Source organism: Actinoplanes oblitus (genome assembly GCF_030252345.1).
GTDB lineage: Bacteria > Actinomycetota > Actinomycetes > Mycobacteriales > Micromonosporaceae > Actinoplanes > Actinoplanes oblitus.
Window position 1 is genome coordinate 8,532,565 of sequence record NZ_CP126980.1, and the last position, 21,861, is coordinate 8,554,425.

16 protein-coding genes are annotated in these 21,861 nt (G+C 73.5%); 5 read left to right on the forward strand and 11 right to left on the reverse strand.

All coding sequences use genetic code 11. From position 1 onward, the window contains the following. Positions 1-22 precede the first annotated feature (22 nt). A complete protein-coding gene (locus tag Actob_RS37875) occupies positions 23-2,014 on the forward strand; it encodes an acyltransferase family protein (protein ID WP_284916786.1) in 1,992 nt (663 codons plus the stop codon). On the opposite strand, the gene Actob_RS37880 is transcribed toward Actob_RS37875, so the two are convergent. Both Actob_RS37880 and Actob_RS37885 read right to left on the reverse strand, forming a co-directional pair. Next, positions 1,997-2,665 (reverse strand): hypothetical protein, encoded by a 669-nt coding sequence (locus Actob_RS37880; protein WP_284916787.1) that lies wholly within the window; start codon positions 2,663-2,665, stop codon positions 1,997-1,999. The two genes, Actob_RS37875 and Actob_RS37880, sit on opposite strands and share 18 nt — an antisense overlap. Positions 2,666-2,667: 2 nt before the next feature. Further along, positions 2,668-4,842, reverse strand: a complete 2,175-nt coding sequence (locus tag Actob_RS37885; RefSeq protein ID WP_284916788.1) for a glycosyltransferase — start codon at positions 4,840-4,842, stop codon at positions 2,668-2,670. Positions 4,843-4,943: 101 nt separating this feature from the next. On the opposite strand from Actob_RS37885, the gene Actob_RS37890 reads away from it, so the two are divergent. Together Actob_RS37890 and Actob_RS37895 are read left to right on the forward strand one after the other, a co-directional pair. After that, positions 4,944-7,247, forward strand: a complete 2,304-nt coding sequence (locus tag Actob_RS37890) for a glycosyltransferase family 2 protein (RefSeq protein WP_284916789.1) — start codon at positions 4,944-4,946, stop codon at positions 7,245-7,247. Between the two features lie 594 nt (positions 7,248-7,841). Beyond that, positions 7,842-8,327 (forward strand): CAP domain-containing protein, encoded by a 486-nt coding sequence (locus tag Actob_RS37895; RefSeq protein WP_284916790.1) that lies wholly within the window; start codon positions 7,842-7,844, stop codon positions 8,325-8,327. A 162-nt stretch (positions 8,328-8,489) separates the two neighbouring features. Here Actob_RS37895 and Actob_RS37900 read toward each other — a convergent pair whose 3' ends face one another. From Actob_RS37900 to ftsY, 7 genes are all read right to left on the reverse strand, one after another. After that, positions 8,490-9,572: an O-methyltransferase gene (locus Actob_RS37900; RefSeq protein ID WP_284916791.1), complete on the reverse strand. Its 1,083-nt coding sequence runs from the start codon at positions 9,570-9,572 to the stop codon at positions 8,490-8,492. Positions 9,573-9,637: 65 nt separating this feature from the next. Next, positions 9,638-11,824, reverse strand: coding sequence for a glycosyltransferase family A protein (locus Actob_RS37905; RefSeq protein WP_284916792.1), 2,187 nt, complete (start codon positions 11,822-11,824; stop codon positions 9,638-9,640). A gap of 30 nt (positions 11,825-11,854) precedes the next feature. Further along, entirely contained in the window at positions 11,855-14,125 is a 2,271-nt protein-coding gene (locus Actob_RS37910; protein ID WP_284916793.1) for a [protein-PII] uridylyltransferase, read from the reverse strand. Positions 14,126-14,130: 5 nt separating this feature from the next. After that, complete coding sequence (locus tag Actob_RS37915; RefSeq protein WP_284916794.1) at positions 14,131-14,469, reverse strand: P-II family nitrogen regulator; 339 nt, start codon at positions 14,467-14,469, stop codon at positions 14,131-14,133. A 35-nt stretch (positions 14,470-14,504) separates the two neighbouring features. Further along, on the reverse strand, positions 14,505-15,830 hold the full coding sequence (locus Actob_RS37920; protein WP_284916795.1) for an ammonium transporter: 1,326 nt from the start codon (positions 15,828-15,830) through the stop codon (positions 14,505-14,507). Between the two features lie 233 nt (positions 15,831-16,063). Next, a complete protein-coding gene (locus Actob_RS37925; protein ID WP_122980938.1) occupies positions 16,064-16,861 on the reverse strand; it encodes an aminoglycoside phosphotransferase family protein in 798 nt (265 codons plus the stop codon). Positions 16,862-16,938: 77 nt separating this feature from the next. Then, entirely contained in the window at positions 16,939-18,096 is a 1,158-nt protein-coding gene (ftsY, locus tag Actob_RS37930; protein WP_284916796.1) for a signal recognition particle-docking protein FtsY, read from the reverse strand. 77 nt (positions 18,097-18,173) lie between these two features. On the opposite strand from ftsY, the gene Actob_RS37935 reads away from it, so the two are divergent. Together Actob_RS37935 and Actob_RS37940 are read left to right on the forward strand one after the other, a co-directional pair. Beyond that, positions 18,174-19,898: an alkaline phosphatase D family protein gene (locus tag Actob_RS37935; protein WP_407653488.1), complete on the forward strand. Its 1,725-nt coding sequence runs from the start codon at positions 18,174-18,176 to the stop codon at positions 19,896-19,898. 43 nt (positions 19,899-19,941) lie between these two features. Beyond that, positions 19,942-20,463 (forward strand): DinB family protein, encoded by a 522-nt coding sequence (locus tag Actob_RS37940; protein WP_284916798.1) that lies wholly within the window; start codon positions 19,942-19,944, stop codon positions 20,461-20,463. Here the strand turns inward: Actob_RS37940 and Actob_RS37945 are convergent. After that, positions 20,460-21,161: a hypothetical protein gene (locus tag Actob_RS37945; protein WP_284916799.1), complete on the reverse strand. Its 702-nt coding sequence runs from the start codon at positions 21,159-21,161 to the stop codon at positions 20,460-20,462. The genes Actob_RS37940 and Actob_RS37945 overlap by 4 nt on opposite strands. Positions 21,162-21,238: 77 nt before the next feature. Continuing rightward, positions 21,239-21,856 (reverse strand): HAD family hydrolase, encoded by a 618-nt coding sequence (locus Actob_RS37950; protein WP_284916800.1) that lies wholly within the window; start codon positions 21,854-21,856, stop codon positions 21,239-21,241. Positions 21,857-21,861 lie beyond the last annotated feature (5 nt).

A 21,861-nucleotide genomic window follows, 5' to 3' on the forward strand; every position in this document is an offset into this window, starting at 1 on the left:
CGGTGCGGCGCGTTAGAGGGCGATGAGCCTGTCGCCGAAGTTCCGTTCCGATCTCGAGGGCCTGCGCGCGGTCGCGGTCCTCCTGGTCGTGCTGGGCCATGCCGGGGTGCCGTTCGCCGCGGGCGGCTACGTGGGCGTGGACGTCTTCTTCGTGATCTCCGGATTCCTGATCACCTCGCTGCTGCTGCGCGAGAGGGCGGCGACCGGGCGGGTGTCGATCCGCCGGTTCTACGCCCGGCGCGCGCTACGGCTGCTCCCGGCCGCCGCGCTGGTGCTGGTCACCACGCTGCTCGCGGCCCGGCTGTGGCTGCCCGCGATCCGGCTGGGCGAGCTGTCCAAGGACGCCCTGTCGGCCGCCGGGTACGTGGCGAACCTGCGGTTCGCGCTCACCGGCACCGACTACCTGAACGCCGACGCGCCGCCGTCGCCGTTCCAGCACTTCTGGTCGCTCGCCGTGGAGGAGCAGTTCTACCTGCTCTGGCCGCTGCTGCTGATGCTGCCGCGACGCCGGCCGGTGCTGATCGGACTGGTGGCCACCTCGTTCGCGGCAGCGGTGTGGGAGACCGGGCGGTCCGCCCCGTGGGCGTACTTCGGCCCGCACACCCGGGCGTGGGAGCTGGGCGCCGGCGCGCTGATCGCGATCTTCGCCCCCGGGCTCAGGGCCACCGGGCCGACGAGTTCCGGGCGGGCCGGCGCGTGGCTCGGCGGGGCCGGGCTGGCCGCGATCCTGGGCGCGGCGCTCTGGCTGGACGGCGGCACCGCGTACCCCGGCTTCTTCGCCCTGCTCCCGGTCGCCGGCACCGCGGCCGTGCTGATCGGCGGTTGCCGGCCGCTCGCGGCCCGGCCGTTGCCGGCCGTCGGCCGGCTCTCCTACGGCTGGTACCTGTGGCACTGGCCGGTACTGCTGATCGCCCCGGCCGCGCTCGGCCGCGACCCGTCGGTTCCGCTCGGCCTGCTGCTGTCGGCCGCCGCGCTGGGCCTGGCCTGGGTCACCTACCACCTGGTGGAGAACCCGCTGCGGCAGCACCCGCGGCTGCGGGTGATGCCGGTCCGGGCGCTCGGCCTGGGCGCCGCGCTGTCCGGGGTGGTGGCCGCCACCGCCGTCACCATCGCGCTGCTGCCGCATCCGGTGCCGGCCGGCGCGGCGATCCGCGACCTGCGGGTGGCGGCCGCGCGTGCCACCGACCCGTACGCGGTGATCACCCACGCCGTCCGCGCCGGCCGCCGGACCCGGGAGCTGCCCGGCAACCTGGCGCCGACGCTGACCACGGTGAACGCGGACAAGGCCCGGGTGTGGGCGGACGGCTGTCACGTCGAGGCACCGGTCACGGTGGCGCCGGACGGCTGCGTCTACGGCGACCCGGGCGCGGCGACGACGGTGGCGCTGTACGGCGACTCGCACGCCGCCCAGTGGTTCCCCGCCCTGGAGCGCCTCGCGAGGCAGCACCACTGGCGGCTGGTCTCGCTGAGCAAGTCCTCCTGCTCGGCGGCCGACCTGCGGCTCTGGCACGACGGGCTGAAGCGCGAGTACACCGAGTGCGCCGCGTTCCACGCCTCGGCGGTGGCCCGGATCAGGGCGTTGCGGCCCGCGCTCGTGGTGATCGGGTCGAGTTTCAACTATCGGCCGGTGGACACCCGTACCGAAGAGACCGCCCAATGGCGAGCGGCCTGGCAGCGCACCGCGGCCTCGCTCGGGGGAAGGGTCGCGCTGATCCTCGACACGCCCTACTTCGCGGAGCGGATCCCGGTCTGCGTGGCCCGGCAGGCTCGCCTGAAGCGCGTCAACCGGTGCGGGAAGAGCGCCTCGGTCGCCCTGCGCGGGCCACTGCAGAGAGCCGCTGTCACCAGCCTGACCGGCGTCACCGTGATCAACCCGGTCCCGTGGCTGTGCACCGACTTCTGCCCGCCGATCATCGGCAACGTGCTGGCCTACCGGGACTCCAACCACCTGACCACGACATACGCCCAGACGGTGGCCCCGCTGCTGGACGCGGCGCTACCGAGGATCGAGTAGGTCGGCGAGGACCGGCGGATGCCGCCGGTCCACCACCACGGTCCGCTCGGTGGCGTGGTCGCGGCACAGCTGGGCCAGCCGCTCGGCGAGCAGGTCGTCCCACGCCCGGTCCGGCCGGTGCCGCTCCCAGGTGGCCCGGTCCGGCAGGTACTCCAGCAGCACCCCGAGCTTGCGCAGCAGCGAGAACGCCGGATCGTCGGTGAGCACCACCGGCCGGTGGTCCGGCGTCACCAGCAGCCGCTGGTTGACGGTCACCAGGAAGTCGCGCAGCCCATCGTGGTCCAGGCCGATCGCGACGTACAGGTGGGCGGGCCGCCGTTTCCCGGCCGGCTGCCGGGTGACCTGCTCCGGTACGACGGTCGTACCGCCCGAGCCGGGCCGCAGCCGCCGGAGCAGGCCCCGGAGCAGCCGGGGCGAGGTGTGCCACGGGTCCTTGACGAACGACACCAGCGCCCGCCCGAGCCGGTACGAGCCGCTGCTGCGCAACCGCCGGCTCTTCTCCCGTTCCCGGTCGCGCTGCTCGGTGAGCCGCTCGCAGCGGGCCCGCCAGGAGTCCCGCTCCAGCTCCACCGAGCGCATCCGCCCGGTCAGCGCGGCCAGCTCCCACTGCAACTTCTCGAATTCCGGCTTAACTACCGATAAGTCGGACATGTTCACGCTCCGCTTCGTACGTTCTCGGCCGCCAGCCCCGCCAGCCAGCGCGCCGCCGCTTCCGCCCCGTTGCCGAACCCGACCTCCGCGCAGCGCCGGGCGAGCTGGGCGCGCACCTCCGGCCGGACCGCCTCGGCCAGCACCCGGTCCAGCTCGTCGCTCTCCGGGTCCTCGACGCACAGGGCCGCGCCGGTCGCCGCGGCGAACCGGGCCCGGGCCACCTGGTCGTCCAGCGAGGTCTGCCGGTTCGGCACGAACACCGTGGGCACCCGGAAGGCGAGCAGCTCGTGGAAGGAGTTGTATCCGGACGCGGCGACCACCAGGTCGACGCCGCGCAGATATCGGCTGATCGGGTACACCTTGACCACCCGGGCACCGGGCACCGGCGGCATCGGCTCGGTCGCGATCATCGACTCGGCGAGCAGCACCTGGAAGCCGGCCTCGCGCAGGTACTTCGCGATCCGGCCGACCGGTGAGGCGATGTCGTTGATGTTGCCGGCACCGAGCTGCAGCAGCGCCGCCGGCCGGCCCTCCTCGACGCCCAGCACGGCCCGCGCCTCGTCCGCCCCGACCAGGTCGGACCGGTCCAGCAGCATGATCGGGTCGACCGGGTGCACGCCGGTCCGGTCGGCGACGGTCGGGCCCTCGTCGGCCGGCGCGGCGAACTCGCCGGGCTCCAGGATGCCGTCGAACGCGTCCCGCCTCGCGATCCACTCGGTGCCGGTCGCCCGGCGCCACATCGGGCGGCGCACCCAGACCCAGGTGACGTCCGGGCGGGCCGCGGCGGCCGCGACGATGCCCTCGTGCGGGACGCTGTCCACCGCGACCACGGCCGGGCGGTGCAGGTCGACCAGGTGCTCGAGGCGGGACCGCAGGAAGCCGGCCCAGCGCTGCTTGGGCAGGCCGAGCACGGCCCGGGACGGCAGGTACTCGGTGAGGAAGCCCTCCCGGTGGGCCACCGACGCCCCGTACGACTGGGTGGCGATCACCGCGGGATGGCTCTCCGGCAGCCGCCGGCCGATGGCCATCAGCCGGGACAGGTGACCCAGGCCGGCGCCGTTGTCGCTGAGCATCAGCACCGGGCGGGGCCGGGGCGCGGCCGCGCGGCGGACCCGCGCCGGGGCGCGGTGCGCCGCCGGCCTGGCCCCGGCACCACGGGCGGCCAGGCGGGCCAGGTGGGACGGGACGCCGTACCGGGTCTCGACGAACTCCCGGGCCTTCGCGGCCACCGCGCGGTACCGCTCCGGGTCCGCCCAGAGGGCGCGGACCAGCGGCTCCACCCCGGCCGGGGTGGTGTAGAGGGCGGCGTCGCCGAAGATCGGGCGGAAGTGCTCGCCGATGATCGCCGGCACCCCGGCGGCCATCGCCTCCAGGATGGTCCGGCCGAACGCCTCGACCAGGTCCGGGTCGTGGAAGTACACGAAGAAGTCGATGGAGCGCAGAAAGTCCACGGGTTGTTCGCCGCCGAACGGGATGACCTCCCAGTTCGCCGGTTGCCGGCCGAGCAGCCGGGTGGCGATCTCGCCGCCGCCGAGCACGCGTACCCTCAGGTCTGGTTTGTCGGGGTAGGCCTGGAGCAGCTGCTCGGCGGTGCGGGGCCACTTCACCGCGTCGGCGCGCCCGTGCCTGCCGATGACCGGCAGATCACCTGTCACCCGGTGGTCCGCCGCCCATTCGGACCCGTCGATGATCTCGTGCCAGTCCTCCCGGCCCAGGCCGGTCAGCTGACCACGGATCTGCGGGCTGATCGGCGCCCACTCGATGTCCGGGCCGAAGTACAGCTCCACCCGGTCCCGGACCTCGGCGAAATCGTAGTAGCGGCGCGGATCGGCGGCGTCGCCCGGCGCCTGGTTGAGGACCATCACGGTGTGCTCGGCGTGCACCCGCGGCACCACCGCCAGGTCGGCGGTGAAGATCCGGGGCTGCCGGATCACCAGCAGCCGGGCGTTGACGACGGCGTCCGGGGTGGCCAGCTCGGCCAGCCGGTCCCGGAGCAGCTCGGCGATCCGCGGGCTGAACGGCAGGCCGTCCCGGTTGTGCGGGGACGGCACGTGCACCAGGATCGTGCGCAACCCAGCCTCGGCCTGGGCCCGCACCTCGGCCGCGATGGCCGCCGAGTTGCCGCCCGGGTACCGGAAGTCCGAGAGGATCGCCACGTCATGGACGGTCGCGGTCATGATCGTGTACTCCGTTGCTCGACGACCGGGTTCTCCGCCGGGCACAACGACCCGCGAGGCGATCACGTCACGCCGGTGCGGGGCGGGGCGTTGGGCAGACCATGCGTACGCACATCACCCCGGCCTCCTACGGATCCGCCCTGCTCGAACGGCATCTGCGGGTCCTGCGCAGAACCGGGCCCGACGGGCCCGCGACGGCCGCCATCCAGGCACGGTCCGCCGACGCCAGGGTGCTTGTCGCGTACGCCGCCGGCGTCACCGATCTGGACGGCCTGCTCACCGCGGTCCGCGCCGGCCGCCCGGTGCTCGCCGAGCTGGACCCGTGGGCGGTCGGCGAGCTGGCCCGCACGATCGCGGTACAGGACCTGGACCCGGAGGACCGCGCCGACGGCCTGGCGCTGCTCGACGGCCTGCTCCGGGCGCACGGGCCGGCCGCGATCGCCCCGGAGCACCAGGGGCTGCACGCGCAGCTGGCGTTCCCGGTGGGCCGGGCCGCCGACCTGCTCGGCCGGTACCCGAAGATCCCGAAGCCGATCCGGCAGGCGCTCGCCGTCGACCTGGCCGAGCCGGACGAGTGGCTCGCCCGGTTCAACGCGCTACTGCCGGCGCCCGGGCTGCGCCTCGCCGACGGGACCGGCCCGCGGTTCGACCGGATCCAGCCGGGCGAGGTCACGAAGGTCGGCGACCCGCACCGGATCACGACCATCGTCACCACGTACCGGCCCGGGCCGGCGCTGCTGGTGACGATCCGGTCGCTGCTCGCGCAGAGCTGGACCAACCAGGAGATCCTGGTCGTCGACGACGGCTCCGGGCCGGCCCCGGTGCTGGACGGGCTGGCCGCCCTGGATCCGCGGATCCGCGTCCTGCGGCTGCCGGTGAACGGCGGCACCTACCTGGCCCGCAACGCCGGGCTGGACGCGGCCACCGGCGACTTCGTGACCTTCCAGGACTCCGACGACTGGTCGCACCCGCTGCGGCTGGAACGCCAGGTGGCGCCGCTGCTCGCCGATCCGGCGACGGTCGCGACCACCTCGGCCGGGATGCGGGTCACCGGCGACCTGGTGGTGACCCGGCCGGGCCATCCGCACCACCGCTCGTACAACCTGTCGTCGCTGATGCTGCGCCGGCCACTCGCCCTGGCGCGGCTCGGCTACCTGGACACCGTCCGCAAGGGAGCCGACGCGGAATACGTGGAGCGGGCCCGCGCCGTGTTCGGCCGTCCGGCGGTACCGCACCTGGGCGGCCAGACGCTGGCCCTGATCCGGCTCTCCGGCACGTCACTGTCCAGTGCGGACATGGCGGCGGGGTGGATGCACCCGGCCCGGCACGCCTACCTCTCCGCGTTCCAGGCCTGGCACACCCGGGTGGCCGCCGGCCGCGAACCGGCCGTCCGGCCCCGCCGGCCGCGTCGGCGGGCGTTCGCCGCCCCGCACCGCCTCACCGGCATCGGCCCGGCCGAGACCGCGACCTTCGACCTGATCCTGGCCGCCGACTTCACCGTGCCGGAGAACGCGACAGCCCTGAAATCCCTGCTCACACCGGCCCACCCGGTGACGATGGCGCTCCTGCACCTGCCGGTCATCGGCGCCGCCACCCGCAACCTCGATCCGGACGTCCAGCGCCTGATCAACATCGGGGCGGTACCCCAGCTCCAGCTCGCCGACCCCGCCCACGCGGAACTCGTGCTGGTCCGGGGCCCCGCACCGCTCGCGTTCGCGCCCAGCCTGCCCAGCGCCATCCGCGCCCGCCGGGTGGTGATCGAGGAGGAACCCGGCTGGTCCCCGGCCACCGAAGCGTGCGCGGCAGCGGCCCGCCGGCTGTTCGGCACCGCGCCGACGCTGCTGCCGCTGCCCTCCACCGTGGACGGCCGGCGCTGGCGGACCACGCGCCGGGAGCCGGCCGCCGACCGGCCGATCCTCGGCCGCTACCTGGACCTCGACCGCACCCCCTGGCGGTCCCTGCGCCAGTCGCTGCGCGATTCCGCCGACTTCGACGTACGCCTGCTCGACCGCGCCGCCGAGCCCACCCCGCGCCCCCCGCTGAACTGGCTGATCTACCGGTCCACCGACGTCACGCCCCGCTCGTTCCTGCACCAGCTCGACTTCTACCTGGGCTTCACCGACCCGCCCGGCGATCTGCTGGCCCCCCTGGCCGCCGGTTGCGTGCTGCTCCTGCCCCCGGACCGCGAACCGGAATACGGCCCCGCCGCCGTCTACTGCACCGCCGCCGACCTGCCCCGGACCCTGCGGCGCTTGCATCGCGACCCGAAGCGCTACGCCGCCCAGTCGGCGCGCTCGACGGCCTTCGCCCGCCGGCACCACCCCGGCCGGTACGCCGAGGCCGTCCGCGCCCTCCTCGACCCGCCCGCGGTCCCCTGTCCACGCCCCCAGCCCGACCCCACCTGACCCGCCGCCGCACTCCCGGCTGGCCGTGACGGTGCTGTGCGGGCTCCTGACACCACCGTGACGGCCAGCCGCCACACCCGGCTGGGCGTGACGGTCCCCTCCCAGCCCGGGACACCACCGTGACGGCCAGCTGCCACACCCGGCTGGGCGTGACGGTCCCTTGCGAGCCCGGGACACCACCATGACGCCCAGCCGCCACACCCGGCTGGGCGTGACGGTCCCTTGCGAGCCCGGGACACCACCATGACGGCCAGCTGCCACACCCGGCTGGGCGTGACGGTCCCTTGCGAGCCCGGGACACCACCATGACGACCAGCCGCCACACCCGGCTGGCCGTGACGGTGCTCGAGACAGGACCGTGAGGGCCAGCCCGTGACTTCCGGGCGGGGCGGGAGCTGGGGCCGTACCGGAAACGGGTGAGCAGGACCCGGAGCGGACCTCGCGCGGACCGGGCGACCGTGAGCGGGCGGCGGGCCCGGCAACCGAACAGCGACGCATCGACACCCGCACGGCGATCATGCCGGGCGGGCGGACGGCCGAAGGGAACGGTGAGCCTGGCGATGACCCAGGCGCCGCTTACCGAAAGGGTCCGCTTTGCGCTCGCTGTTCCGTCGCCTCGCCGTTGCCGCCGCTCTCGCCCCTGCCGCCGCCTTCGGTGTGGCGCTCGTCGCGACCCCGGCCGACGCCGCGCCGGTCTCCGAGGCCACGCTGCAGGCCGACATCGTGCGGCTGACCAACGTGCAGCGTGCCGCCCACGGCTGTGGCGCGCTCCAGCTCGACGCGCGGCTGACGACCGCCGCCCGGGGGCACAGCGCCTACATGGCGCAGTCCGGGGCGTTCAGCCACACCGGCAAGGGTGGGTCGAACTTCGTCGCCCGGGAGAAGGCGGCGGGTTACGCGAAGCCGTCAGCGGAGAACATCGCGTGGGGTTACCGCACCGGCAAGGACGTGGTGACCGCCTGGATGAAGAGCCCGGGGCACCGCGCCAACATCCTGAACTGCAAGTCCAAGACGGTCGGCGTGGGCGCGGTCTACAGCAAGGGCGGCGCCCCCTACTTCACCCAGGACTTCGGCTACTGAATCTATGGCCTCGCTTCGCTCGGCGGGCATTTCGCCCCTTTGAGTCGTTGTCGAGGGCACGGAAATGACCGACGCTTCGCTAGCGTTTTTCCGCACCCTCGACAACGACGGGCGAAATGCGTGCTGGGCGCGGTATTGGAGACGGCCCGCTTGAAGCGGGCTTCAGATGAGCGCCCCCGCCGATCCCCCTGCGGCGGGGGCGTTCGCTGTGCTCGCGGTGTGCCGCGTGTACGCCAGCACGGCGTGCCGTCCGAGCAGCTCGCCCTCGCGGCTGAGCCCGTCGTCGGCCGCCAGCCATCGCTCGATGGCCGCCTGTTCGTCGCGGCGGTTCGCGTCGTCGAAGACGATGGTGGCGCGGTCCGCGAGGCGCGGGCCGATCACCGGCAGCGCCGGGTATCGGCTGTCCGGCCCGACCGCCGCGGGCGGCCCGTCGACCAGCAGGAAGTCGACACCCTCCAGGTCTTCCAGGGCTGCCGGGTCGTACCAAGAGAAGGTGCGGTCGCCGAGCGGCACGTCGGCCAGCGGGGCGTCGCGCACCTCGGCCACCCCGGTCAGCCCGTGCGCGGCGAGGGCGGCACGGGTCCGGTTCGCGTACTCCGGCTCGTGGTCGAGCGAGATCAGCCGGCCGCCGGTCTGCTCGAGGACGTAGCCGAGCCAGATCGTCGAGGTGCCGCTACCCAGCTCCAGCACCAGCCTCGGCCGCCGGGACCGGACCAGGAAGAGCAACTCCAGCAGGTCTGTCGGGTTCAGCGCGTAGTCACCCGAGGACGGCATCGGGGCGCGTGGCGTGAACCCCTGGAAGAGCTGGACGGTGGCTTCCACCTCGCGGGGCACGGTCTGCTGTACGCCGCGCAGGCCACGGTCGGCGATCCGCTGCACCCGGGCGATCGCCTCGGTCAGCTCGCGGTGCCGGTCGTCGGCGGCGAGCCGCTGGCGTTCCACGGCGGACACCACCCGGCGCTGGGTGGCGTCCAGCACCACCCGCAGCTCGCGGATCTCCCGGCGGTCGCCGCGGAGCGCGAGCAGCCGCCGGTTGAGCTGCAGCACGCCGGCCAGGACCAGAGCGAGCAGCAGGGCCAGCAGGCTGACCGCGACCCGTGCCGAGTCGAGCACGGCGGCGGTCGCCACGCCGGCCATCAGCAGCGCGGTGAGCCCGGCGGCGGCGACCGTCCGCGGGCCGAGCGCGCGGGCCCGGCCGGCCACGGTGCGAAGCCTTGCCCGGCCGGCCAGTGTGCGAAGCCTCATGAACTGCCACCTCCGGTACCTGCGGTGGCCGCGGGGGCGACCACACCAAGCCCTAACGGCGCAAGCTATTCGGCGTTACGCGCGATCGCGGCCACCCGATCCACGAACGGATCCGGGTGGTGGTCCTGCCGGATCCGCCGCCGGTCCTGCCGGCGCCGCTCCGCCACTAGCCGGGGCTCCGCCTGGTATCGCCGCAGCACGTCGACCGAGCCGGGCGGCACCGTGATGCATCCGGTGACCGCCGCGTCCAGGGCCGCCCGTTCCGAGGGCCCGGTCCGCAGCGCGAAGTCGAGCTGGCCGTAGAACTCCAGCGGATCCACCTCGGCGGCCCGGTAGACCAGCCGGCCCGCCGGTTGCCGGGGCAGCCGCAGCCCGTCGGCCGCCCGGATCCGCACATCGAAACCGGTCAGACCCTCGAGCGCGGCGAGTTCCCGTGGGTCGTTCACCTCGGCACCGATCACCGCGTTCCGCGAGATCGGCGCGCGCCGGGCCGGCACGGGCAAGGCCACAGTGGGCAGATCAAAGGCAGTCAGCGGCAGGTCGCTGAGGGCGGCCCGGACAGCCGGCGACTGCGGGCACCAGAGTGCCGGCACCCGGAACATCCGCTCGGCCGCGGCACCGCACGGCCGCAGCGCGCCGCGTGGCATCTCATCGACCAGGATCATGACGGTACGCGGACGGAGCCCGGTCCCTCCGGCGGGCGGGTGCCGCACCACCTCGGCCTGCCGGATCAGCAACAACCCGCAGTCGACCCGATCGGGGAGGGTCACCGCGCCGAGCCGGCCGGCGTTCACCAGTCGCTGCACCGCCGGGTGCACCGGGAGCCGTCGCACCACCGGCCGCCGCCAGTCCTCCAGATGCAGGATCGCCACCCGTAGCCCCCGGCCGAGCAGCGCCTCGATCTCGGCCAGCCCGGATCGCTGGGACTCCCCCGCGAACCGCCAGTCGGCCGCGACGACCACGTCGTACGCCGCAGTCGTCTCCCGATCGGAAGCGGACCGCAGCAGGTGAGCGGGGGCGGGGAAGGGCCGGTCCGCGCCGTCCCGCGGCCGGAAGGCCGGCGCGCCGGCCGCGATCCGGGCGTGCCAGGTCAGGTAGGCGGACCGGTACGCGGCGCGGGCCGGGTGCAGCCAGTACGGGAGGATCTCGGCGCGGGACAGCGATCCGGTGGAGAGCCGGATCAGCGCCAGGTGCACGGGCAGGTGGCGCACCGCCCGCTCGCCGAAGGCCGCGGTGATCCGGTCGATGTACTCGGAGTCGCCGCCCTTGCGGACCACGTCGAAGTAGCCGGCCCGGCGCAGGACCGCCGCCTTGCGGATGAGCAGCGCGGACGGGTTCAGCTTGCCGCCGCGCCGGCCCAGCCGGGTCAGCGTCAGGTCCTCGGTGACCCGGCGTCCGTCCGACGTGGAGGCCACCAGTCCCGGGTCGTCCAGCAGCGGCGTCACCTGCAGTTCCAGGCGGCGCGGGTGGGACCAGTCGTCGGAGTCCTGAAAGGTCACGAAGTCGCCGGCGGCGGCGTCCAGGCCGGCGTTGCGGGCCACGTAGGTGCCGCCGTTCACCGGCTGCCGCAGCAGCCGGACCCGCGGGTCCAGGGCCACCGCCCGGGCCAGGACGGCGTCGAACTCCGGCGGCGACGCGTCGTCCACGACCAGCACCTCCAGGTTCCGCCAGGACTGCCGCAGGATCGAGCGGACCGCGGTGAGCAGCCCCTCGCCGGGCCGGTGGGCGGTCACCACCACTGTGATCAGTTCCGGTCGCTCCACCGGGGTCGGGTCGTCGGTGCACAACCTGTCGAAGGGCGGCAGGTGCGCGCTGCCGGCCAGCCGGAGCGCCGGCCCCGGCAGCCCGGCGCCGAACCGCCGCAGCCAGGGCCGCAGCGGGCGGCCCGGCTCGCGGAACGGGTTGGCCAGATCGGTGGCGATCTCGTGGCGCACCTGCCGGTCCACCGCGATCCGCGGCGAACGGGCCAGTTGGGCGTAGACGTTGCGCTGCCGGGCCGGGACCCGCCGGGCGCCGAGCATCTCGAACAGGGCCAGCGCGTCGGCGCGGTCGCTGGGCAACACGTCCTGCAACGCCATGACCTGGGCCAGGACCGCCACCAGATCTGGCCTCGCCAGAGCGGGCCGCCGGCCGGTCCGGGCCGCGTGCAGCAGGCCGGCCAGGTCGCCGGACGCCAGTTCCTCCCGCACGCCTATCGCACGGTTGCGTACCGCGGCGGCGACCAGCGCCGCCGGATTCTCCTCGCCGATCATCGGTGTTTCAACGCGGCTGCCCGCCGGGAGTTACACGGCGGCGAGCACCGCGTCACGCACCCGATCCCGCTCGGCCGCGTCGGCCCACGCCCCGACCAGGTAGAACGCGTCGACCACGTCACCGCCGAGGGTGGAGATCCGGGCCGCCCGGATCTCCGCGCCGGCCTCGTCGAGCGCGTGCGTCACCCGGTAGAGCAGGCCCGGCGAGTCCGCCGCGCGCAGTTCCAGGACCACCGCGTCGGTCGCCGCGGCCCGCTGCCAGATCACCTTGGGCGAGGCGGTGCCGCCGCGCGCGCTCATCGCGCGGGCGCGGACCCGCTGGGTCACCGAGACGTCGCCGGCCGCGACGCGGCGCAGGTCCGCGGTGAGGGCCACCGGATCGTACGGCGTCCCGTACCGCGGCGACGTGTAGAACTCGACGATCGCCCGCCCGTCCACCGTCGTGGTGTTCGCCGCGACCACGTCCAGCCGGTGCATGGCCAGGCAGGCGGCCACCCCGGCGAGCAGTCCCCGGCGGTCGGCGGCGGCCACCGAGACCTGATCGCCGTCCAGGTGCACCACCGGCAGGGTGCCGCTGAGCAGTTCCGGGTCCGGTTCCGGTGGCTCGGGCAGCGCGCCGGTGTCGAGCAGCGTGTGCACCCGGCGGACCAGCTCGGCCATCAGCCGGCCCTTCCAGTCCGACCAGGCGGCCGGACCGGTGGCGTGCGAGTCGGCCCGGGCCAGGGCGTGCAGCAGGTCCAGCGTGGCCGGGTCGCCGACCTGCTCGGCCACCGTCGAGATGGTCACCGGGTCGTCCAGGTCACGCCGGGTGGCGATGTCCGGCAGCAGCAGGTGCAGCCGGACCATCTTCTCGACGGTGGCCACGTCGCCCGGGGGCAAGCCGATCCGGGTGGCGATGTCGGCGGCGATCGGGGCGCCGACCAGGCTGTGGTCGCCGGGCAGCCCCTTGCCCACGTCGTGCAGGAACGCGCCGATCAGCAGCAGGTCGGGGCGGTCCACCTCACGGGCGTACTTGGTGGCCTCGTAGGCGGCCTGGACCAGGTGCCGGTCCAGGGTGAACCGGTGGATCGGGTGGTGCTGCGGGAGGCTGCGCATCCGGGCCCACTCGGGCAGCCAGGCGTCGATCAGGCCGTACCTGTCGCAGGTCTCCCAGGCCGGCAGCAGGCCGGGGCCGGCGCCGAGCAGCGAGACCAGCGCGGCCCGGGCGGCGGCCGGCCACGGGTGCGGCAGCGGCGGGCAGAACGCGGCGAGCCACTCGCAGGTGGCCCTGGCGATCGGGAGTTGCACGGTGGCGGCCGCGGCGGCCACCCGCAGGGAGAGGCTGGGGTCCGGGACCGGGCCGATCGCGGTGCGGGCCAGGACCAGCTCGCCGTCCTGCTCGACCACGTCCCGGGCGACCGGGCGGCGGGGCGGCACGGCCGGGGCGCCGGGGCGGCGGCGGGTGCCGCGGAGCCGGTCGACGGCCCGCCAGGCGTCGTCGACGGCGTGCGCGACGGTCCGCGCGTCGCCGGAGACGCGGCGCAGCAGGGTGTCCGGGTCCTCGGCCGCCAGCAGGCCGGCGACAGCGGCGCGCTCCTGGGCGACCAGCCGGTCGACCCGGCGGCCGACAGCGAGGTGCAGGGCGTCCCGGGTGTCCAGCAGCCGCAGGGTGGCGGCGCGCACCGCGGGGCGCATGGTGTCGGCGATCCCGGCGCGGCCGATGCCGCGCAGCAGGGTGAGGTCGCGCAGCCCGCCGGCCGCCTCCTTGAGGTCGCCCTCGAGCAGGAAGGCCAGCTCGCCGTGGCTGGCCCAGCGGGTCTCGGTGAGTTCCTTGAGCTGCGGCATCAGCCGGACCGCGGTGCGCCGCCACTGGTCGGCGGCGGCCGCGACGAGGTCGGCGGAGAGCGCGGCGTCGCCGGCCACGTGCCGGGCGTCGAGCAGGCCGAGGGAGACCTTCACGTCGTCGTGGGCGACCGAGAGCGCCTCGGGCAGGGTGCGCACCGAGTGGTCCAGGCCGAGCCGGGCGTCCCAGATCGGGTACCAGAGCGCCGCGGCGATCCGGTCGATCCCGGCCGTCCCGTTGTGCAACAGCACCAGGTCCAGATCGCTGTACGGCGCGCAGTCCCGCCGGCCCAGCCCGCCCACCGCGAGCAGGCTGACGCCGGGCAGGTGGCTCGGGAAGAGCTCGCCGAGCCAGACGTCGAGTGCCGCGGCGCGCTTCTCGCGTGCCGCGGCCCCGATGTGTTCCCTCAGCTTGTCGAGCGAGTCGCCGGCTGCCGGGCGGGCCGGCGGGGCCGGCGGCTCACTCAACGGGTTCGTCATCGTCGTTACAGGGCGTCGAGGCCGCGCTCGCCGGTGCGGACCCGGATGACGTCGTCGACCGTCGTCACCCAGACCTTCCCGTCACCGATCTTGCCGGTCCGCGAGGCCGTCACCACGGCATCGACGATCTTCTCGACGTCGAGTTCGTCCGTGATCACCTCGACCTTGATCTTCGGGAGGAACTCGACGGTGTACTCGGCGCCCCGGTACACCTCGGTGTGCCCCTTCTGCCGGCCGTAACCCTGTACCTCGCTCACGGTCAGCCCGGCGACGCCCAGGGCGTGCAGAGCCTCCTTCACCGCGTCGAGCTGGTACGGCTTGATGACCGCGGTCACCAGCTTCATGCTCAGTCCTTCCACTTCAGCAGCCATGGGGAAGATTAACCGGCGACCTTCTGGCTGGTGTCAGCCTTGCCGTCAGCGTCGATCGGGGCGCTCGGCTTGAGGCCCGCCATCGCGAAGGCGCCGCCGCCACCGGAGCCGGCCGCCGGGGTGTTCTCGTACGCGGTCTCGCCGTGGTCGGCGATGTCGATGCCGCCGATCTCGGCCTCCGGGTTGACCCGCAGCAGCTTGACCGACTTGAGGATCAGGGCGAGCACCGCGGCGATCACGAAGGAGTAGACGGTGACCGAGAGGCTGCCGGCGAACTGCCGGCCGAGCTGGGTCAGGCCGCCGCCGTAGAACAGGCCGTTGCTGGCGTTCAGGATCTTCCCGTCGGTGATGCCGGAGTTCACCGCGTCGGTGGCGAACAGGCCGATGCTCAGCGAGCCGATCCACCCGCCGACGAAGTGCACGCCGACCACGTCGAGCGAGTCGTCGTAGCCCAGCTTGTACTTCAGGCCGACGGCCAGGGCGCAGACCGCACCGGCGACCAGGCCGAGGATCGCGGCCGGCAGCGGGGCGATGAAGCCACAGGCCGGGGTGATCGCGACCAGACCGGCGACCGCGCCGGAGGAGGCACCGACCAGCGTCGGCTTGCCGTCCCGCAGCCACTCCACGATGACCCAGCCGACGAGCGCGGCGGCCGTGGCGACCTGGGTGTTGACGAAGGCGAAGACGGTGGTGCCGTCGACGGTCAGCTCGGAGCCGGCGTTGAAGCCGAACCAGCCGAACCAGAGCAGGCCGGCGCCGAGGGCGACGAACGGCACGTTGTGCGGCCGCATGTTCTCCTTCGGCCAGCCCACCCGCTTGCCGAGGACCAGGGCGAGCGCCAGGGCCGCGGCGCCGGCGTTGATGTGCACGGCGGTACCACCGGCGAAGTCCAGCGCGCGGATCTTGGCGCCGATGAAGCCGCCGCCCCAGACCCAGTGCGCGACCGGGACGTAGACGATGGTGAACCAGGCGATGGCGAACAGCACCCAGCCGCCGAACTTCATCCGGTCCGAGACCGAGCCGCTGATCAGGGCCACCGTGATGATCGCGAACATCATCTGGAAGACCAGGAAGGCGTACGTCGGGATGCCGGTGTTGGCCCCGAAGAACAGCCACTCCTCAGTGATCTTGCCGACCGGCGTACCGAGGTAGTCGAAGTTGCCGAGAATGTTGTTCAGGCCGGCGCTGCCGTTGACGCCGAACGCCAGGGTGAAGCCGTAGATGATCCACAGAACGCTGACGAGCCCGATGCACGAGAAGCTCATCATCATCATGTTCAGAACGCCCTTGGACCGGTTGAGGCCACCGTAGAACAGCGCCAGACCGGGTGTCATGAGCAAAACGAGCGCAGACGACAGGAGCAACCAGGCGGTATTGCCGGTGTTGATCTCCACGCTGCCTCCTCTCGGATTAGGTGTCCTCACACCCGACCGAGAGGGCGGCAATGCCGTGTCGGCCGGTTCGACGCAGAGGTTTCCGGCTGGCTGTTTCGGCTACGGTCTACGCGCGATTTCCGGCGCGTCACGGGTTGTTTCCGACGTGTGAAGAAACTCTCACAGTCGATGTCTCAGCGGAGGGCGTACTCCAGGGTGTGCCGCTCGTAGTCGAGCAGCCGCAAGTCACGCATCGGCCGGCGTAGATGACCCTTGTGCACGATCCGGACGAAGGCCGGGTCGCCGGCCGCCGCCATCCGCCGGATCCCCTCCACGTGATCCACGATCCGTTTGCGGATCGTGCGCACCAGCCGGTGCCGGTCCCGCGGGATCAGCCCGTAGGCGTCGGCGAACAGCCGCAGCCGCCGCGGCCGGTTCGGCCGCTTCCAGCCCAGGGTGTAGGAGTCCCGGTCGCTGAAGAGCGGCACCCAGGTCCACGCGGCGTACGCCACGTCGTAGATCCGCGAGCCGGGCGAGGCCAGGTCGAAGTCGATCAGCGCGAGGGTGCCGTCCGGCCGCCAGACCACGTTGTGCGGGGCGGCGTCGTGGTGGCAGATCACCTCGGTGTCCGGCGGCGGCGGGCCGAACGAGCGCCAGACGGCGCCCGGCGGCGGCACGAAACCGTACTGCGCGTCGTGGAACATCCGGAGCATGGTGGCGACGGTGACCAGCGCCTCCTCGGTCACCCAGTGCGGGGCCAGCGGGTACTCCCCGCACTCGCCGTCGAGGTAGGTGAGCACCTCGCGGCCCTTCTCGTCCATGCCCAGCGCGCTGGGCGAGCCGGTGAACCCGACCCGCTCCAGATGGTTGAGCAGCGCGTGGACGGCCGGCGTCCACGGTCCGGCGTTACGCCGGACCGTGTCGCCGATCCGGGACACCGTGCTGACGTTGCCACCGTGCAGCGGTATCTCGCGCAGCGGCTCCTGCGTCACTCACAGCCTCCCTGACCTATCCGCGAAGCTGTGCCGGCCCCGCAGCGGAAAACCCATGCAAAATCGTTGAATGGAGCCTACGCGGTCTCCCCCAGCAGAGCCTCGACGAAGGCCACCGGCTCGAACGGCGCCAGGTCGTCCGGGCCCTCCCCGAGCCCCACCAACTTGACCGGGATGCCCAGCTTGCGCTGCACCGCGATGACGATCCCGCCCTTCGCGGTGCCGTCCAGCTTGGTGAGCACCACACCCGTGACATCCACCACCTCGGTGAACACCCGGGCCTGCTCGAGTCCGTTCTGTCCGGTGGTGGCGTCCAGCACCAGCAGTGTCTCGTCGACCGCTCCGTGCTTCTCCACCACCCGCTTGACCTTGCCCAGCTCGTCCATCAGGCCGACCTTGTTCTGCAGGCGGCCGGCGGTGTCCACCACGACGGTGTCCACCCCGGTGTCGATGCCGCGCTTGACCGCGTCGAACGCCACGCTCGCCGGGTCACCGCCCTCCGGTCCGCGGACGGTCTCGGCGCCGACCCGCTCGCCCCAGGTGGCCAGCTGCTCGGCGGCCGCCGCCCGGAACGTGTCGGCCGCGCCGAACAGCACGCTGCGGCCGTCCGCGATCAGCACCCGGCCGATCTTGCCGCAGGTGGTGGTCTTGCCGGCGCCGTTGACGCCGACCACCATCAGGACCGCCGGGCGGCCGTCGTGCGGGGTGGTCCGGAGACTGCGGTCCAGATCCGGCTCCAGCGCCGCGACCAGCTCCTCGGCGAGCTGCTCGCGCACCTCGGCGACGGTCCGGGTGCCGAGGATCCGGACCCGCTCCTTGAGCCGCTCGACGATCACCTGGGTGGCCTCGACGCCGACGTCCGCGGTGATCAGGCTGTCCTCGATCTCTTCCCAGTCGTCGTCCTCCAGGTGATCCCGGGAGAGGACGCTGAGCAGCCCCCGGCCGAGCGCCGACTGCGAGCGGGCCAGCCGGGCGCGCAGCCGGACCAGGCGGCCGGCGGTCGGCTCGGGCTTCTCCAGGACCTGTTGCGGCTCTTCCTCGACCACTACCGGCTCGGGCTCGACGGGAGCCTCGACCCGGTCGATGAGCGGAGGAAGCTCCTCCTGCACCGCGGGCACCTGAGGAACCGGCGGCGGCGGAAGCTCCTTGCGGCGCATCCGGGGCACGACCAGCCCGACCGCGCCCACGACCAGGACGACGAGCAGGATCACTGCGGCGACCACGTATTCCACCATGCCGAAATCCTGACAGATGAGTCGTCCGGTCGTGGCGTGGGCCACGTACTGGCGAATCCGGGCACCGATTGGGAAGGATGTGGGCACCCTCGAGAACCAGCTTGGAAGGCCGGTGCCGTGCAGTGACCGCGCAACTTCTCATCGGCCCCGTGCTACGCCGGGTGGTCGGTGATCGCGCCACCGTCTGGGTGGAGACCAGCGAGCCCGCGCGCGTCCGGATCGAGGCGGGCGGCGGGGCCGCCGGGTCCGCTGCGACGTTTTCGGCGTACGGCCACCACTACGCCCTCGTCGTGGTCAGCGGCCTGGCCCCCGACTCGGCACACGCGTACCAGGTGCTGCTGGACGACCAGCAGGTGTGGCCGCCGGCCGGTTCGCCCTATCCCCCGTCGGTGATCCGCACCCGGGCCGCCGACGACGCGGAGCAGCCGGTCTCCCTGCTGTTCGGCTCGTGCCGGCAGGCCACCCCGCAGGACACCGGCCGGCAGCTGCCCCCGGACGCGCTCGACGCGTACGCCCGGCGGCTGATGGCCGAGCCGGAGCACCGCCCGGACCTGCTGGTCCTGCTCGGCGACCAGGTGTACGCCGACGAGACCTCGCACAAGGTGCGGCGGTTCCTGCGCCGGCGCCGGGCGGCCGGGCACGAGGGCCCCGCCGACCAGGTGGTGACGTTCGAGGAGTACACGAAGCTCTACCTGGAGTCGTGGCGGGACCCGGAGGTGCGCTGGCTGTTCGCCACCGTGCCGAGCGTGATGATCTTCGACGACCACGAGCTGGTCGACGACTGGAACACCTCGGCGTCCTGGCGGGCCGACATGGCCGCGCGGTCCTGGTGGCGGGAGCGGATCTCCGGCGGGCTCGGGTCGTACTGGGTCTACCAGCACCTGGGCAACCTGAGCCCGGACGAACTGGCCGCCGACCCGCTGTTCTGCAAGGTGGCGTCCGCCGGGGACGCCACCGACCTGCTGCGTGACTTCGGTCTCCAGGTGGACGACCCGGGCTCGGCGGAGAACACCGACGTTCCCTATCAGTGGAGCTTCGCCCTCGACCTGGGCCGCACCCGCCTGGTGGTGCTGGACAACAGGTGCAACCGGGTGCTCACCCCGGGCGCCCGGGCGATGCTGCCGGCCGCCGAGTGGGACTGGTTCCTCGACCAGGCCCACGGCGCGTACGACCACCTGGTGGTGGGCTCGTCCCTGCCGTGGCTGATGCCGCCGGCCATCCACCACCTGGAGGCGTGGAACGAGGCGGCCACCGAGTCCCGCCGGCCCGGCTGGGCGGCGTTCGCGGAGAAGGTGCGGCGGGCCTTCGACCTGGAGCACTGGGCGGCGTTCGGGAAGTCGTTCACCGCGCTGGGCGAGCTGTTCCGGCGGCTGGGCGAGGGCGGGGTGGGCGCGCCCGGGCACCGGGTCGGCGCGGGCGGGGCCTACGCCGCGCCGGCCTCGATCAGCGTGCTGTCCGGGGACGTGCACCACTCGTACGTGGCCCGGGCCGACTTCGGGCACCCCGTCGCCACCCCGGTGATGCAGCTGACCTGCTCGCCGATCCACAACGAGGTGCCGCTGCCGCTGCGGCCGCTGATGCGGGGGTCCTGGCTGCCGCCGGTCGCCCGGCTGGCCCGGGCACTGGCCCGGTCGGCCGGCGTGGCAGCCCCGGCGATCCGGTGGAAACGGCTGTCCGGGCCGTACTTCGGCAACGCGGTGGGCACCCTGCGGCTGGACGGGCCCACCGCGTCCGTGGTGATCGAGGGCACCACCAGGGACGGCCGGCTGCACGAGGTGGTGGCGACGACGTACCAGCCGTGAAATGCGTGGCGGGGGACGCGCGGCTGGACCAGGATGAGCCCCGATGACTACCTGGACCGCGCCCGAGGCGCATCGCGTACCCGAACCGCAGACCGGCGACGAGCGCGCCATGTTGCGGGGCTGGCTGGATTACCACCGGCAGACCCTGCTGCTCAAGTGCGCCGGCCTGACCGCCGAGCAGCTGCGACTGGCCAGCGTCGAACCGTCGAGGCTCACCCTGCTCGGCCTGGTCCGGCACATGGCCGAGGTGGAGCGCTGGTGGTTCCGGACCAACGCGGCGCAGGACAAGTCGGCGGGCGACCTCTACTGCACCGAGGCGAGCCCGGACGGCGACTTCGACGACGTGGCCGGGGCGGACGCCGAGGCCGACTTCGCCACCTTCCGGGCCGAGATCAGGGCCTGCGACGACGCGGTGGCCGCGCTGCCGCTGGAGCACGAGTTCCCCGGCCGGCGCGGCCCGATCAGCCTGCGCTGGGTCTACACCCACATGATCGAGGAGTACGCCCGGCACAACGGCCACGCCGACCTGCTCCGCGAGCGCGTCGACGGCGTCACCGGCGACTAGTCACCGAGGTGCGGCAGGGTGGACTTGCCCTCGTCGCGGACGGTGAAGGCGGTCATCGCGTCGCCCTCACCGCTCTCCTGCACGATCACCTCGTCGTCGTCGCCCTCGGCGTAGACGTAGAGGCCGCCCACCTCGATCAGCCGGCCTTTGCCGGTCCGGGTCTCCGGGTACGTGAAGATCTGGTCCCGCTTCCCGGCGTCGCAGGCGTCGATCTTGAGCTGCAGCGCCTTGCCGGCACCGGGCGAGTGCACCGCCAGGCACCACGGCTCGCCGCCCTCGGTCATCTTGGCGGTCTGCATCAGGTACTTCGCGCTGCCGGGCTTGATCGGGGTGAGCACGAACATCGCCCGGTCGGTGCGATGGTCGGTCAGCTCGACGACGCCGTCCGCGCCGACGGTCAGCATCTTGCGACCGCCGGACGGGACGGTGGCGAAGACCAGCTGGCGTCCCGGCCGGATCGCGGCACCCGGGCCGACCGGCGCGATCCCGGCCGGCGTGCTGCTCGCCGTGGGCGTGCTGCCGGCCGGGGACGCGCTGCTGGACGTGGTGGCGCCGCTCGCCGTGGGCGCGCTGCTCGCCGCCGGGGTGCCACCGGACGGCCCGGACGAACTCGCCGCGGAGGACTCCGGTGATCCGGACGAGCAGGCGGCGAGGCTCAGCGTGAGGGCGCACAGGCCGATCTTGGCGGCAGCAGACATGACGTTCCTTTCCGGCGGACGTCCACCCATTCTGGACGGCGGCGCCCCGGCCGGGGCTCAGGATCGTCGATCCGGCATCAATCCGGGAGATCGAGAGCCTTGCGCAGGTAGGCGACGTGCTCCGGTCCGGTCCAGCGGTAACCAGCCAGCCCGGCCGCGCGGGCGCCGCGGATCACCCGGTCGTCGTCGTCCACGAAGAGCACGTGTTTGGGCAGCTCGCCGAGCTCCTGGCAGGCCTGCTGGAAGTACTCCGGGGCGGGCTTGTGCACCTTCATCTCCCACGAGCTGAGGACGAGGTCCACCTCGCCGGTCAGCCCGAGCGCGTCCAGGTCGGCGCGCAGCCGATCGGTGGCGTTGGTGGCCAGGCCGACCTTGCGGCCGGCGGCACGCACGCCCCTGACGAACTCCAGGGCCGCCGGATCCACCTCGCCGAGCCGGCCCGGCTGCCACTCGGCCACCGCGGCGGCCGACGCCGCCTCGTCCAGCGGCAGCCGGTCGGCCACCAGCTTCATCCACTCGTCGTCGGTGATCTCGCCGGCCATCGCGGGCCGGTAGATGTCCCACGACATCGCGGTCTCCAGCAGGGCGGCCGGCTTCAGGCCGTACTTCACCTCGACGGCGATCATCGGGGCCGGGTCGAAGCGGCGCAGCACGCCGTCCAGGTCGATGAGCAGGGCCCGGGCGCGGTCGCGCATGGTGT